The 15,838-nt window shown below is 63.7% G+C and carries 16 protein-coding genes; 8 read left to right on the top strand and 8 right to left on the bottom strand.

The genetic code is table 11. From position 1 onward, the window contains the following. Positions 1-122: 122 nt before the first annotated feature. The 5 genes from BLR77_RS16090 to dksA all read right to left on the bottom strand — a co-directional run bounded on the left by BLR77_RS16090 (position 123) and on the right by dksA (position 6,248). A complete protein-coding gene (locus BLR77_RS16090; RefSeq protein ID WP_074679511.1) occupies positions 123-1,556 on the bottom strand; it encodes a sigma-54-dependent transcriptional regulator in 1,434 nt (477 codons plus the stop codon). A 53-nt stretch (positions 1,557-1,609) separates the two neighbouring features. Continuing rightward, positions 1,610-4,564: a sensor histidine kinase gene (locus BLR77_RS16095; RefSeq protein ID WP_074679513.1), complete on the bottom strand. Its 2,955-nt coding sequence runs from the start codon at positions 4,562-4,564 to the stop codon at positions 1,610-1,612. Next, on the bottom strand, positions 4,548-4,724 hold the full coding sequence (locus BLR77_RS25135) for a hypothetical protein (RefSeq protein ID WP_003244646.1): 177 nt from the start codon (positions 4,722-4,724) through the stop codon (positions 4,548-4,550). The genes BLR77_RS16095 and BLR77_RS25135 overlap by 17 nt, the downstream gene beginning before the upstream one ends. A 142-nt stretch (positions 4,725-4,866) precedes the next feature. After that, on the bottom strand, positions 4,867-5,751 hold the full coding sequence (gluQRS, locus tag BLR77_RS16100; RefSeq protein ID WP_074679515.1) for a tRNA glutamyl-Q(34) synthetase GluQRS: 885 nt from the start codon (positions 5,749-5,751) through the stop codon (positions 4,867-4,869). Positions 5,752-5,801: 50 nt separating this feature from the next. Then, positions 5,802-6,248 (bottom strand): RNA polymerase-binding protein DksA, encoded by a 447-nt coding sequence (gene dksA / locus BLR77_RS16105; RefSeq protein ID WP_017675309.1) that lies wholly within the window; start codon positions 6,246-6,248, stop codon positions 5,802-5,804. A 258-nt stretch (positions 6,249-6,506) separates the two neighbouring features. Between dksA and BLR77_RS16110 the strand changes: the two genes are divergently transcribed. Continuing rightward, entirely contained in the window at positions 6,507-7,688 is a 1,182-nt protein-coding gene (locus tag BLR77_RS16110; RefSeq protein WP_074679561.1) for a pyridoxal phosphate-dependent aminotransferase, read from the top strand. Further along, positions 7,678-8,385, top strand: coding sequence for a DNA/RNA nuclease SfsA (sfsA, locus tag BLR77_RS16115; protein WP_074679517.1), 708 nt, complete (start codon positions 7,678-7,680; stop codon positions 8,383-8,385). The genes BLR77_RS16110 and sfsA overlap by 11 nt, the downstream gene beginning before the upstream one ends. A 2-nt stretch (positions 8,386-8,387) precedes the next feature. On the opposite strand, the gene BLR77_RS16120 is transcribed toward sfsA, so the two are convergent. After that, positions 8,388-8,705: a Rieske (2Fe-2S) protein gene (locus tag BLR77_RS16120; RefSeq protein WP_074679519.1), complete on the bottom strand. Its 318-nt coding sequence runs from the start codon at positions 8,703-8,705 to the stop codon at positions 8,388-8,390. Positions 8,706-9,006: 301 nt separating this feature from the next. Here BLR77_RS16120 and BLR77_RS16125 point away from each other — a divergent pair, with 301 nt between their 5' ends. The 6 genes from BLR77_RS16125 to BLR77_RS16150 all read left to right on the top strand — a co-directional run bounded on the left by BLR77_RS16125 (position 9,007) and on the right by BLR77_RS16150 (position 14,203). Then, entirely contained in the window at positions 9,007-10,071 is a 1,065-nt protein-coding gene (locus tag BLR77_RS16125; protein WP_074679521.1) for a hemin-degrading factor, read from the top strand. Between the two features lie 59 nt (positions 10,072-10,130). Further along, positions 10,131-11,030, top strand: coding sequence for a heme/hemin ABC transporter substrate-binding protein (locus BLR77_RS16130; protein WP_074679522.1), 900 nt, complete (start codon positions 10,131-10,133; stop codon positions 11,028-11,030). Beyond that, entirely contained in the window at positions 11,027-12,067 is a 1,041-nt protein-coding gene (locus BLR77_RS16135) for a FecCD family ABC transporter permease (protein ID WP_074679524.1), read from the top strand. Before BLR77_RS16130 ends, BLR77_RS16135 begins: the two co-directional genes overlap by 4 nt. Continuing rightward, the gene (locus tag BLR77_RS16140; protein WP_074679526.1) at positions 12,067-12,834 is read left to right on the top strand and encodes a heme ABC transporter ATP-binding protein; all 768 of its coding nucleotides are present in this window, start codon (positions 12,067-12,069) and stop codon (positions 12,832-12,834) included. Before BLR77_RS16135 ends, BLR77_RS16140 begins: the two co-directional genes overlap by 1 nt. Before the next feature lie 15 nt (positions 12,835-12,849). After that, the gene (locus BLR77_RS16145; RefSeq protein WP_074679528.1) at positions 12,850-13,734 is read left to right on the top strand and encodes a ChaN family lipoprotein; all 885 of its coding nucleotides are present in this window, start codon (positions 12,850-12,852) and stop codon (positions 13,732-13,734) included. A 61-nt stretch (positions 13,735-13,795) separates the two neighbouring features. Next, positions 13,796-14,203, top strand: coding sequence for a nuclear transport factor 2 family protein (locus BLR77_RS16150; RefSeq protein WP_074679530.1), 408 nt, complete (start codon positions 13,796-13,798; stop codon positions 14,201-14,203). Positions 14,204-14,572: 369 nt separating this feature from the next. On the opposite strand, the gene BLR77_RS16155 is transcribed toward BLR77_RS16150, so the two are convergent. Then, positions 14,573-15,370 carry a cyclic nucleotide-binding domain-containing protein gene (locus tag BLR77_RS16155; RefSeq protein WP_017675299.1) on the bottom strand — a complete coding sequence of 266 codons (798 nt, stop codon included), beginning with the start codon at positions 15,368-15,370 and terminating at the stop codon, positions 14,573-14,575. Positions 15,371-15,475: 105 nt separating this feature from the next. After that, positions 15,476-15,748, bottom strand: coding sequence for a TfoX/Sxy family protein (locus tag BLR77_RS16160; RefSeq protein WP_074679532.1), 273 nt, complete (start codon positions 15,746-15,748; stop codon positions 15,476-15,478). Between the last annotated feature and the right edge of the window lie 90 nt (positions 15,749-15,838).

Below are 15,838 nucleotides of genomic sequence, written 5' to 3' on the forward strand. Positions count from 1 at the left end.
TCGGTGTGGGAGGAAAAGGTCGGGTTTTCGTTACCGATAGACCCGGCCTTTGTTACGAGATATTGAAACGGTAACAACCTGTGGAACCCGTGTGCGGGCAGGTTGTCACCGATGGCGTGGCGTCAAGGGCCGCTGGTCACACCGGATTTGCGTCGTGGGATGCCAAGGCGCTGACGACGTTCCCACAGGCATTTGCGACTGATGCCCAGCTTGCGTGCCAGTTCCGTCTCGGTCATGTGGTCCTGATGCTCGAGGACGAAGTGCTGGAAGTAGTCTTCCAGCGACAGATCCTCGGTAGGTTCGTGGCTGTTGCCACTGCTCTGCCCGGCAGCCGCTGGCAGGCCGAAGTCATCGTCATCCAGATCATCCAGCTCGATGTCGATGCCCAGCAGGTCCGCGGAAATTTCCGCGCCCTCGCAGAGAATCACCGCGCGCTCGATGGCGTTTTCCAGTTCACGCACGTTACCCGGCCAGGGATAGTGGCGGATCGCCTGCTCAGCGTCATGAGCGAAGCGCAACGGCTCGCGGCCCATGCGCGTGTATTGGCGCACCAGGAACGCCTGGGCGATCTCGGTCACGTCGCTGCCGCGCTCACGCAATGCTGGCAGCTTGAGCGCGATGACGTGCAGGCGGTAGTAGAGGTCTTCACGGAACTGGCCGGTCTTGGCCAGCGTCTTCAGGTCGCGGTGGGTGGCGGCGATCAGCCGTACGTCGACCTTCTGCGACTGTACCGAGCCGACCCGGCGAATCTCGCCTTCCTGCAGTACGCGCAGCAGGCGCGCCTGAGCCTCCAAAGGCAGCTCGCCGATCTCATCGAGGAACAAGGTGCCGCCGTCGGCCGCTTCCACCAGACCGGCGCGGCCGGCGCTGGCGCCGGTGAAGGCGCCTTTTTCGTGGCCGAACAGTTCGGACTCGATCAGGGTCTCCGGAATGGCGGCGCAGTTCACCGAGATCAGGGGGGCCTTGGCGCGCTTGGAGAGGTTGTGCAGGGCGCGTGCGACCAGCTCCTTGCCGGTACCGGACTCACCTTGCACCAGTACATTGGAATCGGTGGGGGCGACCTTGCGAATCTTGCTGTAGAGCTCCTGCATGGCCGCGCAGGAACCGATGATGCCGATCTCGCCGTTGGCGTTGTCGACGATTTTCTCGGTATTGCCACTGCGTGCGTTGCTCGCGGCGGCTGGCGCGGGTGCGCTCTTGGCTTCCTGGCGGTCACGCAGGATGCGGGCGACCGCCTGCAGCATTTCGTCGTGGTCGAAAGGCTTGGCGATGTAATCGACCGCGCCCATCTTCATCGAGTCCACCGCCGAGCGCAGGCTGGCGTAGCTGGTCATGATCAGCACCGGAGTGCCTTCGGCCAGTTTGATCAGTTCGGTACCTGGTGCGCCGGGCAGGCGCAGGTCGCTGACGATCAGGTCGAAGGTGGGAATGCTGTAGCGTTCCTGGGCTTCCTGTACCGAGCCAGCTTCGCTGACCTGGTACTGATTGCGTTCGAGCAGGCGGCGCAAGGCAGAGCGGATAATGGTTTCGTCTTCGACGATAAGAATATGTGGCATCAATTCGGTCTCTCGACGGTCACGGAGGTGCCGTTGGCAGCCTCTCTCGCTGTTTACATCGCTACGGACGTCGCCTCGACATGCCTTGGCAGGGTGACCCGAATTCGAGTGCCCAATTGGCGCTCGGGGTCAGCCGGGCTGTCGATTGTTATCTGTCCATAATGCTCTTCCACGATCGAATAGACCAGCGCGAGGCCCAGGCCGGTTCCTTCGCCTGGGTCCTTGGTGGTGAAGAAGGGCTCGAACAGGCGGTCGATGATCGCTTTGGGAATGCCGCTGCCTTCATCCTCGACGATCAGGTCGACGGTATGTTCGCTGGCTTCGCTGCGCACACGGATGGCGCCGCCCGGTGGTGAGGCGTCGCGGGCGTTGGATAGCAGGTTGATCAATACCTGGGCCAGACGCTGCGGATCGCCACAGGCCCAGTGCTGCGGATCGCACAGGTTGTAGAACTGGATGTCGAAGTTGCGTTTGTTCAGCGACAGCAGGCCGATGGCGTCCTGTGCCACGTCGGCCAGGCACACCGGTTCGTCGCTGCGCTGGTGGCTGCCGGAGTGGGCGAAGCTCATCAACGACTGGACGATGCGCGAGACGCGCTTGGTCTGTTCGAGGATCTGCCCGCTGATTTCGATCAGCTCGCCATCGGTCTCGCGCTCTTCGCGCAGGTTCTGCGCCAGGCAGGCGATGCCGGTGATCGGGTTGCCAATCTCGTGGGCGACGCCAGCGGCCAGGCGGCCGATGCTGGCCAGGCGCTCGGAGTGCACCAGCTTGTCTTCGAGCATCTGGGTTTCGGTCTGGTCCTCGACCAGCAGCACCAGGCCGCTATTACCGGGTGCCAGCGGTTCGTTGATGGCCGCCTTGTGCAGGTTGAGCCAGCGGATCTGGCCGTCGAGCGCCAGGTGCTGTTTATGCAGATGCTGGTCCGGGCGTTCGATGAAGTCCTGCAGCAGGCTCTGCCAGGGTTCGCTCAGGGTGCTCAGGCGCGAGCCGACGATACGCTGCGCGGGAATCTCGGTGAGCTCTTCCATGGCCCGGTTCCACATCAGGATCTCCTGATCCTTGGCCAGCGAGCACACGCCCATCGGCAGCTCCTGCAAGGTCTGGCGGTGGTAGCGGCGCAGGGCATCGAGCTCAGCGGCCAGCCCGGTGAGACGCGATTGATAGTCCTCCAGGCGGCTTTCGATGAAGTGGATGTCTTCGGTGACATAACCCTCGCTGCCGGACTTGTAGGGCAGGAAGGTTTCCACGATGTCCTGAGCAACGCTCGGCCCCATCAGGCCGGACAGGTTGGCCTCGATGCGGTCGCGCAGGCGGCGCAGGGCATAGGGGCGGCTTTCGTCGAAGGGCAGATGCAGGTCGCGCAGGGCCTGTTCGACTTCACGTTGTGCGGTCTTGGCGCCAAGTGGTTTGGCCAGCTGCGCGGCAAAATCCTGCGGCGCCACGGCGACCAGCTCGCGTCGTTGCGGGCGGCGCACGTTGTCCACCGCGCAGGCTTCGGCGGCGCTCTTTTCCTCGGGGCTGGCCTCGGTGAACAGCGACACCAGGGTGAACACCAGTACGTTGGCGGCGAGCGAGGCGATGGCTGCGAGGTGCCAGCTGGCGTCGTCGAGTACATAGATGACGTTGAACAGCGGCAGATAGAAGCCTTCCAGGTTGCCCAGCAGTGGCAGCAGCATGGTCAGTGTCCAGACGCTGATGCCAGCCAGCAAGCCGGCGATGAAGCCGCGACGATTGGCCGTTTGCCAATACAGCACCGAGAGCACGCCGGGGAGGAACTGCAGGGTGGCGACGAAGGCGACGATGCCCAGGTTGGCCAGGTCCTGCTGGGCGCCGAGCAGCAGGTAGAAGCCGTAGCCGGCCATGATGATGCAGGCGATCAGCGTGCGGCGGGTCCACTTCAGCCAGCGGTAGATGTTGCCTTCCGCCGGTGGTTGGTAGAGCGGCAGCACCAGGTGGTTCAGCGCCATGCCCGACAGCGCCAGGGTGGAAACGATGATCAGCCCGCTGGAGGCGGACAAGCCGCCGACATAGGCCAGCAGCGCCAGCGCCTCACTGTTCACGGCGATGCCCAGGCCCAGGGTGAAATATTCCGGGTTGGTGGTGGCGCCAAGCTTGAGACCGGCCCAGAGAATCAGCGGTACGGCCAGGCTCATCAGCAACAGGAACAGCGGCAGGCCCCAGCTGGCGCTGACCATGGCGCGCGGATTGAGGTTCTCGGTGAAGGTCATGTGGTACATGTGCGGCATGACGATGGCCGAGGCGAAGAACACCAGCAGCAGGGTGCGCCACGGGCCTTCCTGTAGCGGTGTGTGCAGCGTGGCCAGTGCCGCCTGGTTCTGCACCAGCCACAATTCCAGCTCGCGCGGGCCGCCGAACACCTCATACAGCGCGTACCAGCCGATGACGCCCAGGGCGACCAGCTTGACCAGCGATTCGAAGGCGATGGCGAACACCAGGCCCTCGTGCTTCTCGCGCGTGGCGATATGGCGTGCACCGAACAGGATGGTGAAGAGGATGATCAGGCCGCAGTAGCTCAGCGCCACTTTTTCCTGCAGCGGCTCGCGGCTGAGGATGCCGATGGAGTCGGCCACCGCCTGAATCTGCAGGGCCAGCAGCGGCAGCACGCCGATCAGCATGAACAGGGTGGTCAGTGCACCGGCCCAGGTGCTGCGAAAGCGAAAGGCGAACAGGTCGGCCAGCGATGAAAGCTGGTAGGTACGGGTGATGCGCAGGATCGGGTAGAGCAGCACCGGTGCCAGCAAGAAAGCACCGGAAACGCCCAGGTAACTGGCAAGGAAACCGTAACCGTACTGATAGGCCAGGCCCACCGTGCCGTAGAAGGCCCAGGCGCTGGCATAGACGCCCAGCGACAGGGTATAGGTCAGCGGGTGGCGGATGATCCAGCGGGGGATAAGACCGTGTTCACTGACCCAGGCGACGCCGAACAACACCAGCAGATAGCCGGCGCTGATCAGGATCAGTTCGCTCAGGCTAAAGCTCGTCAGCATCGCGTTGGCTCTGAAGAATGAAGGTGACGACGATCAGGATCAGCCACAGCAGATAAGGCCGATACCAGGCGCCATTGGGGTCGATCCACCAGTCCATGATGGCCGGTGAGAACAGGTAGATCCCCACTACCAGGATCAGAACCAGTCGGTAGATATACATGTGGCATCTCGTCGAAAGATGCCGCGATGGTAAAGGAAGCCGCGCGTTGCAAGCCACAAACTTGAGGCTTACCGTAGGATGCGCTGTGCGCACCGAGACCGTACACGGTTCGCTTGGTGGTCATCGGTGCGCGCGGCGCACCCTACCTCAATTGTGCTTCTGCCAGGGTGCGGCTGCGTGGAATGCGCGTGGCATCCCAGTTGACGATGCCCCAAACCAGAAGCTCGGCAGGTGCCGCGCCTTGCAGGTCGGTGGGTGGCTGCTGGCCCAAGGCTCGTAGGGCGCGTAACAGCAAAGGGCTGGCCTGATCGGCAGGCAGCGGCGGGGAGCGATAGCTCTTGCCCAGTTTGTGTCCGTCCGGCTGGATGATCAGCGGCACGTGCAGATAACGCGGTTGCGGCAGCCCGAGCAATTCCTGCAGGTAGAGCTGGCGCGGCGTGGAATCGAGCAGGTCGGCGCCGCGCACCACGTCAGTCACACCCTGCCAGGCATCGTCCAGCACCACGGCGAGCTGATAGGCGAACAGGCCGTCGCGGCGGCGAATCACGAAGTCACCCACCTCGCGCCCCAGGTGCTGACGAAACTCGCCCTGTACACGGTCGATGAAGTGGTAGTCCAGCTCCGGTACGCGCAGGCGGATGGCTGCGTCGTGATCGGGGTGACAGGCGTTGCGGCAGAAACCGGGATAGATGCCGGCGTAGCCTTCCAGTTGTTTGCGCGAACAGATGCAGGCGTAGGCCAGGCCCTGACTGAACAGCCGGGCGATTACCGCGGCGTATTCGGTGTGGCGCTCACTCTGGCGCACCAGCTCGCCGTCCCATTCGAAGCCATAGCATTCCAGCGTGCGCAGGATCGCATCCTGGGCGCCGGGTACTTCCCGTGGCGGGTCAAGGTCTTCCATGCGCAGCAGCCAGCGGCCGCCAACGGCGCGGGCATCGAGGTAGGAAGCGAGGGCGGCGACCAGCGAACCGAAGTGCAGATAGCCGCTGGGCGTGGGGGCGAAGCGCCCGATATAGGCAGTGTTCATGGGGCCAAGGCCAGAAACAGAGCGGGGCGCCTAAGCGCCCCGTCGTCAGATCAGGAACCGATCTGCTTTTCCTTGATTTCCGCCAGCGTCTTGCAGTCGATGCACAGAGTCGCAGTCGGGCGGGCTTCGAGGCGGCGAATGCCGATTTCGACGCCACAGGAGTCGCACCAACCGTAATCGTTGTCTTCGATCAGTTGCAGCGTCTCGTCGATCTTCTTGATCAGCTTGCGCTCGCGGTCACGGGCGCGCAGTTCCAAGCTGAATTCTTCTTCCTGGCTGGCGCGGTCGGCCGGATCGGGGAAGTTGGCCGCTTCGTCCTGCATATGGTGCACGGTACGGTCGACTTCCTGCATCAGCTCCAGCTTCCACTTATTGAGGATGCTGGTGAAGTGAGCGCGCATCGGCTCGCTCATGTATTCCTCGCCCTTCTTCTCTTGATAAGGCTCGAAACCACGAATCAGCTGGCTGGTGCTTTTGGCTTTTTCTTTTGTGGGCATGGATGACGCCTCTCACTCTTTCTAATCCATCGCGCAGGTTATTCCATTGCCAGGCGTTTGTCCGGCCCTGCGACTGCAAGCCGGCGAACTTACCAGATCGAATCGGGGCGCGCTACTCCCGGTTGTCTCTGCCCTGTCCGGGGTGTGAACGAAATCTGCATGGGACTGACCAGTAAGCGTAGCGGCGCTTTGGCGCCCTTGCCGCTGGCTGAAGCTGCCCTGCTAGAATCCGCGCCTCGCAACCCTGAAGACAGACCCATGGCCCAGCTCTACAGTGCGCGCAGCCGCGCTATCGAACCCTTCCATGTGATGGCCTTGCTGGCGCGTGCCAACGAATTGCAGGCGGCTGGTCACGATGTGATCCACCTGGAGATCGGCGAGCCCGACTTCACCACCGCCGAGCCGATCATCCGCGCCGGGCAGGCCGCACTGTCCGCCGGGCACACCCGCTACACCGCCGCGCGTGGCCTGCCGCAGCTGCGCGAAGCCATCGCCGGTTTCTATGCCGAACGCTATCGGTTGAACATCGACCCGCAGCGCATTCTGGTTACGCCGGGCGGCTCGGGCGCGTTGCTGCTGGCTGCCAGCCTGCTGGTCGATCCAGGCAAGCACTGGCTGCTGGCCGACCCGGGCTATCCCTGCAACCGCCACTTCCTGCGCCTGGTCGAAGGCGCTGCACAACTGGTGCCGGTCGGCCCGGACGTGCGTTACCAACTGACCCCGCAACTGGTCGAACGGCACTGGGACTCGGACAGCGTCGGCGCCCTGGTGGCCTCGCCGGCCAACCCGACCGGCACCCTGCTGCACAAGGACGAGCTGGCAGCCTTGTCGACGTGCCTCAAGCAGCGTGGCGGCCATCTGGTGGTGGACGAGATCTACCATGGCCTGACCTACGGTTGCGACGCGCCGAGCGTACTGGAGGTGGATGACGATGCCTTCGTGCTCAATAGTTTCTCCAAATATTTCGGTATGACCGGCTGGCGCCTGGGCTGGCTGGTGGCGCCCGAGGCGGCCGTGCCTGAGTTGGAGAAGCTGGCGCAGAACCTCTACATCAGCGCACCGAGCATGGCCCAGCATGCCGCGCTGGCTTGCTTCGAGCCGGCCACGTTGGCGATTCTCGAAGAGCGACGTCACGAATTTCAGCGCCGCCGCGACTACCTGCTGCCGGCGTTGCGCGAGTTGGGCTTCGGTATCGCCGTTGAGCCGGAAGGTGCCTTCTATCTATATGCAGATATCAGCGCCTTCGGCGGCGACGCTTTCGCTTTCTGCCGGCACTTCATCGAAACCGAGCATGTGGCCTTCACACCGGGGCTGGACTTCGGCCGCTATCAGGCCGGGCACCATGTGCGCTTCGCCTATACGCAGAACGTCGAGCGCCTGCAGCAGGCGGTCGAGCGTATCGCCCGCGGCCTGAAGAGCTGGAAGCCCGATGCGCTTTGATCCACCGCTGGAAGAAGGGCGCCTGCTGCGTCGCTACAAGCGTTTTCTCGCCGATATCGAGACCGCCAGCGGCGAGCAGATGACCATCCACTGCGCCAACACCGGCTCGATGCTCAATTGCATGAGCGAAGGTTGCCGGGTGTGGTTCAGCCGCAGTAACGATCCCAAGCGTAAGTTACCGGGCAGTTGGGAAATCAGCGAAACGCCGCAAGGGCGCCTGGCCTGCATTAATACCGCGCGGGCCAATGCGCTGGTGGAAGAGGCGCTGCGCGCCGGGCTGATCACGGAGCTGGCCGGCTTCACCGCGTTCAAGCGCGAGGTGCCCTACGGGGTGGAGAACAGCCGCGCCGACTTTCGTCTGGAATACCCGGACGGGCCGGTCTTTGTGGAGGTCAAGAGCGTGACGCTGGGCTTCGCTGACAGCGATGTGGCGGCCTTTCCCGATGCGGTGACGCAGCGCGGCGCCAAGCATCTGCGTGAGCTGGCGGCGCTGGCGCGTGCCGGTGTGCGCACCGTGCAGCTGTATTGCGTGAACCTCTCGGGAATCCGTGCCGTGCGCGCTGCCGAGGAAATCGATCCGGCTTACGCTGCCGGCTTGCGCGAAGCCAAGGCCGCGGGGGTTGAGGTGCTGGCTTACGGCGCCGAGCTCAGTCCCGAGGGGATCGCCCTGGTTCGCCGGCTGGAGGTGCTGGCGTAGGGCTACTGGGCTATCCAGATTCCGTTCGCATCTTCCCTGCATTCCAGCATTAGCAGTGCCTGCCCCTCGCAGGGGCCCGCCACGCATTCGCCGTTCTCGATCAGAAACAGCGCGCCATGGGTCGCACAGCGGATCAGGCTGCCGCTGTCATCGAGAAAATCGTCCTTCTGCCATTCCAGTGCAATGCCGCGATGCGGGCAACGGTTGAGGTAGGCATGCACCTGGCCAGCCCTGCGCACGGCGAGCAGGTTCAGCTGGTCGATCACAAAGCCCCGGCTCTGACCTTCGGCCAGTTCGTGTGGGGCGCACAAGCGAATCATCGCGGTTTCCCGTTAGCGTGGAAGTCGCACGGTGGCGACCTCTGATGACCTTCTCCCTCCGGAGAAGGTGGCGCACAGCGCCGCAAGAGGGGCGGATTATCCCGCAAGAAGAAAGAGGACGCATCCATGCTCAGGGACGACGCCTATGCCCAAGGCTGGCGGCGTTGCAATGATTGGGGCGGCAGATTACTACTCTATATAAGTGATTCTCATGTAGATTATCGCTCTTCTTTGTTGGTGCCGACCTAGCGTCAGTGCCGCTAACGATACTGGTAATCGCCCGCGAGAAAGGACTGCCCCCATGAGTACCGCTCCAACTGCCGCCGCTCAGGCGGTCAATATCTATCAGGCCTGGCAAGCGCTGCGTCTGCAGCAACCACGCCTGCGCGCTCGCGAAGCGGCAGCGCAGCTGGGCGTGAGCGAGGCCGAGCTGATCGCCAGCCGTCTGGGTGTCGACACGCAGCGGCTGCGCCCGGACTGGGCCGAGTTGCTGTCGGCTTTTGCTCAGCTGGGGCATGTGATGGTGCTGACTCGCAACGAGCACTGCGTCCATGAACGCAAGGGGCTGTACCGCGAGGTGAGTGTTTCCGCATCCGGGCAAATGGGCCTGGTGGTGTCTGCCGATATCGACCTGCGTCTTTTCCTGGGTGGCTGGGCCAGTGTGTTCGCCGTCGCCGAGGAAACCGCCAAGGGCACCCAGCGCAGTATCCAGGTGTTCGACCAGCAGGGCGTTGCCGTGCACAAGGTTTACCTGACCGAACGCAGTGAGCTGAGCGCCTGGCAGCCGTTGATCGAGCGTTTCGCAGGTGAGCAGAACGCCGAATTGCAGTTGCTGCCGCCGCCTGCTGCGCCGCTGCGCAAGACTGACGCCGATATCGACAGTCAGGCGTTGCGTGACGGCTGGGCGACGCTGCAGGACACCCATCATTTCTTCGCCCTGCTGAAGAAGCATGAGGTGGCCCGCACCCAGGCGCTGCGTCTGGCGGGCGAGCAATGGGCGCAGCCGTTGGCGACATCTGAGTTGACGGTGCTGATGGAGCAGGCCGCTGCCCGTGAAGTGCCGATCATGGTGTTCGTCGGCAACCGTCACTGCATCCAGATTCACACCGGCCCGGTGAGCAACCTGCGCTGGATGGACAGCTGGTTCAACGTGCTCGACCCCGACTTCAACCTGCACCTGCAGACGCGCGGCGTGGTCGAGTTGTGGCGCGTGCGCAAACCCAGCATCGACGGCGTGATCACCAGTCTGGAGGCCTTCGATGCCGAGGGCGGGATGGTGGTCCAGCTGTTTGGTGCGCGCAAGCCGGGCATGGCCGAGCGCGACGACTGGCGCGAGCTGGCCGAATCACTGCCTGTGCGGGCCTGAGCCGAGTGTGCCGGCCTCCCGCAGGGGCCGGTCGATGTCACGTTCGAGGAGTCGAGATCATGCGTCTTGCCAATATCCTGGGCGGCCTGGCGGCCGTCCTGCTGTTTCCCAATCTGGTACTGGCGGCCGAGCCGCTGCCGCAGCGCTGGGTGAGTTCCGGCGGTGCGCTGAGCGAGTGGGTGGTGCTGCTTGGCGGTGAGAGCAAGCTGGTGGGCGTCGATACCACCAGTCGTCATCCCGCCTCGCTGACCAAGCTGCCCAGCGTCGGTTATCAACGCCAACTGGCGGCCGAGGGCATTCTCGCCCTGCGTCCGGACCTGCTGCTTGGCAGTGAAGAAATGGGCCCGCCGCCGGTGCTCGCGCAACTGGCAGCGGCGGGTGTGCGTATCGAACGCCTGACTGCGCGAGCCGAGCTGGATAGCCTGCAGGCCAACCTGCTGCGCCTGGGCCAGTTGCTCGGTGATGAGGCGGCAGGGCAACGTGCCTTCGCTGATTACCAGGCGCGCTTGCAGACCCAGCAGCAATGGGTCGAGCAGGCGCAGCGCAGCCAAGACGCGCCCGGTGTGTTGCTGTTGCTTGGGCATGCCGGTGGCAGTCCGCTGGTTGGTGGTATCGACACCGCTGCCGACTGGCTGATCAGCCGCGCCGGCGGCCGCAATCTGGCCAGCCACAGTGGTTACAAGGCGTTGTCCAGCGAAGCGCTGCTGGCGCTCGACCCGCAGGTCGTGGTGGTGGCCGATCGTGCCTTGGAGGGTGATGCAGCCAGGCAGGCCCTGCTGCAGCAGAACCCGGCCCTGGCCGGTACCCGCGCGGCGCGCGAGGGACGTTTGCTGGCGCTGGACCCGACCCTGCTGGTCGGTGGCCTGGGGCCGCGCGTGCCGGATGGGCTGGCGATGCTCGCCGCAGGCTTTTATCCTGCCAGCCAATTCCCGACAGCCGAAGCCAAGCGCGAGCCATGACCTCACCTTTTTCGATGCGCCTGTTGTTCACCGCACTGGGCCTGCTGCTCGTGCTCGTGCTGTGGCTTTCGCTGGCGCTCGGACCGGTCAGTCTGCCACTGGGCGATACCTTGCGTGCAGCACTGCGTCTGCTGGGCCTGCCTCTCGCGACGGATGCGTCGGTACAGCAGGCCGAACTGATCCTGTCGCAGATACGCATGCCGCGCACCCTGCTCGGACTGGCCGTAGGCATGGTGCTGGCGCTCTGTGGCGTGGCGATGCAGGGGCTGTTCCGCAATCCCCTGGCCGACCCCGGTTTGGTCGGCGTTTCCAGCGGCGCTGCGCTGGGCGCCGCGGTGGCCATTGTCGGCGGCGCCGCATTCGGTGGTTTACCCGAAGCCTTCGCACCCTATCTGCTGTCGGCCTGTGCCTTCGTCGGTGGCTTGCTGGTCACGGCGTTGGTCTACCGTCTGGGGCGGTGTGACGGGCAGACCAACGTGGCGACCATGTTGCTGGCAGGCATCGCGTTGACCGCGCTGGCGGGTGCGGCCATCGGCCTGTTCACCTACCTGGCGGACGATGCGACCCTGCGCACCTTGACCTTCTGGAACCTGGGTAGCCTCAATGGCGCCAGTTATGCCCGGCTCTGGCCGCTGTTGCTGGCCACGCTGGCCGTGGCGCTGTGGCTGCCACGACGGGCGCGCGCGTTGAATGCCTTGCTCCTGGGCGAGTCGGAGGCCCGTCACCTTGGTTTCGACGTGGAGCGACTCAAGCGGGAACTGGTGTTCTGTACGGCGCTGGGCGTGGGCGCCGCGGTGGCCGCTGCTGGCCTGATCGGCTTCATCGGCCTGGTGGTGCCGCACCTGATGCGCTTGCTGGTGGGGCCTGATCATCGCCTGTTGTTACCGGCATCCGCACTGGCCGGCGCGAGCCTGTTGCTGCTGGCCGACCTGGTCGCGCGCCTGGCGCTGGCGCCTGCCGAGTTGCCGATCGGCATCGTCACGGCGTTGATTGGTGCGCCGTTCTTTCTCTATCTGCTGGTGCGGGGGCGAAACTGATGCTGCGGGTCGAACAGCTGGAAGTCCGCCGCGGGCAGGGTGTGGTGCTCACTGGCATCGATCTGCAGTTGCACCCCGGCGAAGTGCTGGGTGTACTGGGGCCCAACGGTGCGGGCAAGAGCACCTTGCTTGCAGCGATGACCGGCGAGTTGCCGGCCAGCTCCGGCCAGGTCACGCTGGATCAGCGTGCGCTCGATGACTGGTCCGGGCCGGAGCGTGCCAGGCGTCTGGCCGTCTTGCCGCAGAGTTCCAGTCTGAATTTCGCCTTCCGCGTAGAAGAAGTGGTCGCCATGGGCCGCCTGCCGCATGACAGTGGCCGCGTGCGCGATGCGCAGATCGTCCAGCAGGCACTGCAGGCAGCCGATGCTGTACACCTGGCGGGGCGCAGCTACCTGGCGTTGTCCGGCGGGGAGCGTCAGCGCGTACACCTAGCGCGGGTGCTGGCGCAGCTGTGGCCGGGCGGCGAGGGGCAGATCCTGCTGCTCGATGAGCCGACTTCGATGCTCGATCCGCTGCACCAGCACACCTGTCTGCAGGCCGTTCGTCGTCTGGCCGAGTCCGGCGCAGCTGTGCTGGTGATCCTCCACGACCTCAATCTGGCTGCGCGTTACTGTGATCGCCTGTTGTTGCTGGAGCAGGGCAGGGCGCATGCGCTGGGTACGCCTGCCGAAGTCTTGCGGGCCGAGCCCCTGCAGGCCGTGTTCGGTCTGGAGGTGCTGGTGCAGACTCATCCCGAGCGCGGCCACCCGCTGATCGTCGCACGCTGAATGTTGGAGCCCTGAATGCGAGTCGTACTGCTGAGCTGTCTGATGCTGCTGGCTGCCTGCCAGAGCCGACCCATGTTGCCGCCGCCAGCGCCGCTCGCTCCGCTGGGGCGCGAGCATGCTGATCTGGGGCGTATCGTCGATCTGGCCAGCGGACGCACTATCAGCCCTGAGCAGTTGCTGGATCGCCTGGCACCGGCCGAGCGGGTACTGGTTGGTGAGCAGCACGACAATCCCGATCACCATGCCCTACAGCTCTGGCTGTTGCGCGAGCTATCCAGGTTGCGTCCGCAGGGCAGTGTGTCGATGGAGATGCTCAATCCCGATCAGCAGAACAAGGTCGATCAGGCTCAGGCAGCTGCGCGCGCGGGGCAGGAAATTACCGATCCGTTCGATACCCTGGCCTGGCAACCGGGATGGGATTGGTCGCTTTACGGGCCGCTGGTGCTGCATCAACTGCGTCAGCCTTATCCCTTGCTTGCGGCTAATCTGGACCGCGTCGATATCATGCAGATCTACCGTCAGCGCCCGACGTTGCAGGGCAAGCACTCCAGCGCCAGCGATGTACAAGAGCGTCTGCTGGCGGATATCCGCGAATCGCACTGCGGCCTGCTGCCGGACAGTCAGTTGCCAGCGATGCTCGCCGTGCAGCAGCAGCGTGACCGGCGCATGGCCGAGACATTGCTGTCGGCGCCGCAGCCCAGCCTGCTACTGGCCGGTGCCTTTCATGTGCGCAAGGACCTCGGCGCACCGTTGCATCTGGCCGACCTCGGCGCGCACACCGGCAATGTGGTGCTGATACTGGCCGAAGTCGGTCGTTCGGTGGACGCATCCATGGCTGATTACGTCTGGTTCACGGCAGCGCAGCCGGAGCAGGATCACTGCGCCAAACTGCGACCCTAGCCGCCTTTCGCAGGCGGCCTGCAAGGTATCCTCGGCGCTTTGCCGATTCGGAGCCTGGCCTATGTCCATCGACGTTCGCGACCTGCTGCAAGGTTATTTCAACGCCCTCAATGACCGTGATATCCGCGCCTGTATGGCACTGGTCAGCGACGAGCTGATTCTGGAGCCCAATCAGGGTTTCACCGAACACGGGCGCGATGCATTCGCGGCTTTTCTGGAGCGGCAGCTGCATTGCTATCGCGAGATGATCGAGTCGCTGGTGATCCTGGTCGAACCACAAGGGCGACATGCCGCCTGCGAGTACCGCGTCATCGGCGAGTACCTGGCTACCGACGATGGCCTGCCGGAGGCCTGCGGGCAGCGTTACGAGATGCGCGTGGGCGCCTTCTTCGAGATCCAGGACGGGCTGATCGCACGCATCAGTTTGCATTTCAATCTGCCTGACTGGCTGGCGCAGGTTGACGATTGAGACCCGCTAAGGGCGCCTGAGGCCGTACTGGTTTGCCCCCTTCCCCGGAGAGGCGAGGGGCTGATCGCGTCATGGCGTTTCTTCCGTGAACAGCATCAGGTTGCAGAACGCACTTTCGTCCGGGCAAAAAAAGACCCGGCAAGAGCCGGGTCAATAACCGTGATTAGCCTGATGAGGAGATAATCTGAAGAGTCCGACTGAATGGTCTCTTTAGCTTATCGGCTGATCTCGCGACCAGTTGAGATAATAATAACAATTCTCATTTCATAGTCAACGCCCTTTTGAGAATTTTTCTCAGAAAGTTTTTGTCAGGCCCAGAAATGCAAAACCCCGGCTTCGGGCCGGGGTTCGTTCATGCGGGATGGAGACTCAGGATTCCCCAGGCAAGCGCAACTGAGTGACTTCCTTGTTCAGCAGATCGATGCGTCGGGCCATGCTTTCGATCAGGCTGTGAGCGATACGCGGGTTGCTCTGCATCAGGCTGAGGAACTGCTCCTTGGGAATCACCATGACCGTGCAGGGCTCGCTGGCGACCACCGTGGCGCTGCGCTTCTCGCGAGTGAAAACAGCCATGGCGCCGAAGATTTCGTCCTTTTGCACATCGCCGACCTTCTGTCCGTCGACGTAGGCCTCGGCGTGGCCCTCGATGATGATGAACACGTGGTCAGCTTCATCGCCCTGATGAATCAGCTCCTCGCCGGCAGCGAAATGCTGGAAGCCCGTCGCCGGACGGATCTCCGGCTGCTTCAGGCGCGCCAATGCGTCGGACAGCAGGGCGGTATGGCCGATCAGATATTGAATGAACTGTTCCTGGCGCTGCTCGCTGGCATAGATGTGCTGGAAGGTTTCGCTGCGCGAATAGGGAATCAGGCTGATGGGTTCTTCGCTGCTGTAGCGGCAGGAGGGGAGGTCGATGCCCTGGCGCAGGCCAACCAGGTCACCCTCTTGCAGATAGAACAGCGGGCGCTCATCGACCAGTGCATGCAACAGGCCGTTTTCGATGATGAATAGCTGGTTGCCAGGCAGTACCTGAGCCAGGTCATCGACACGCTCCAGACGCAGCGGCTCACCCGCGGGTTGCAGCCCTTCCAGCAACTGAGTGGGGATGCTCTGCAGACGGTTGATCAACTGATCGGCGTAGGCCGGTTGCTCCCCGAGTAAATACATAACCGTAATTCCTTGAACTGGCTGGGCTGGCTGACCACACGAAGGTCCCTGAAACAATAGGCTGTGCGGCTCTTCGAGTAAATCACCTTGCACTGGTGTTGTGAGCTAGCTCTTGTTGTGGCCCTGGGCTTCGTCCAGTTTGCCGTTCAACTCAGCCTTGTGCGCGGGGGGGAGCTCACTCCAATGCACATTGAGCAGAGCACCCTCGATGGCGTAAAGCAGCACCTTGGATGCACGAAAGCCGCGCGCCCTGACCGCGCGATAGGCTCCGACAGCGCCGTAGCGACGCAGGTCGTTGGCGCTGTGAATCCCTACGGCGTGCAGCCACTGCGCCGAGGTCTTGCCCAGGTTCTTCAGGTGTTGCAGTTCGTCGTTCATCGGGCCTCCGTGCGTGTGGGTGAAAGGTTCACGTTGGCGTGCCTGCCAAAAAGTGTAGCGGCCAATGGCCTGAGTGCTTCGCGTCGTCGT

This window comes from Ectopseudomonas alcaliphila (genome assembly GCF_900101755.1).
GTDB classification, from domain to species: Bacteria; Pseudomonadota; Gammaproteobacteria; order Pseudomonadales; family Pseudomonadaceae; genus Aquipseudomonas; species Aquipseudomonas alcaliphila.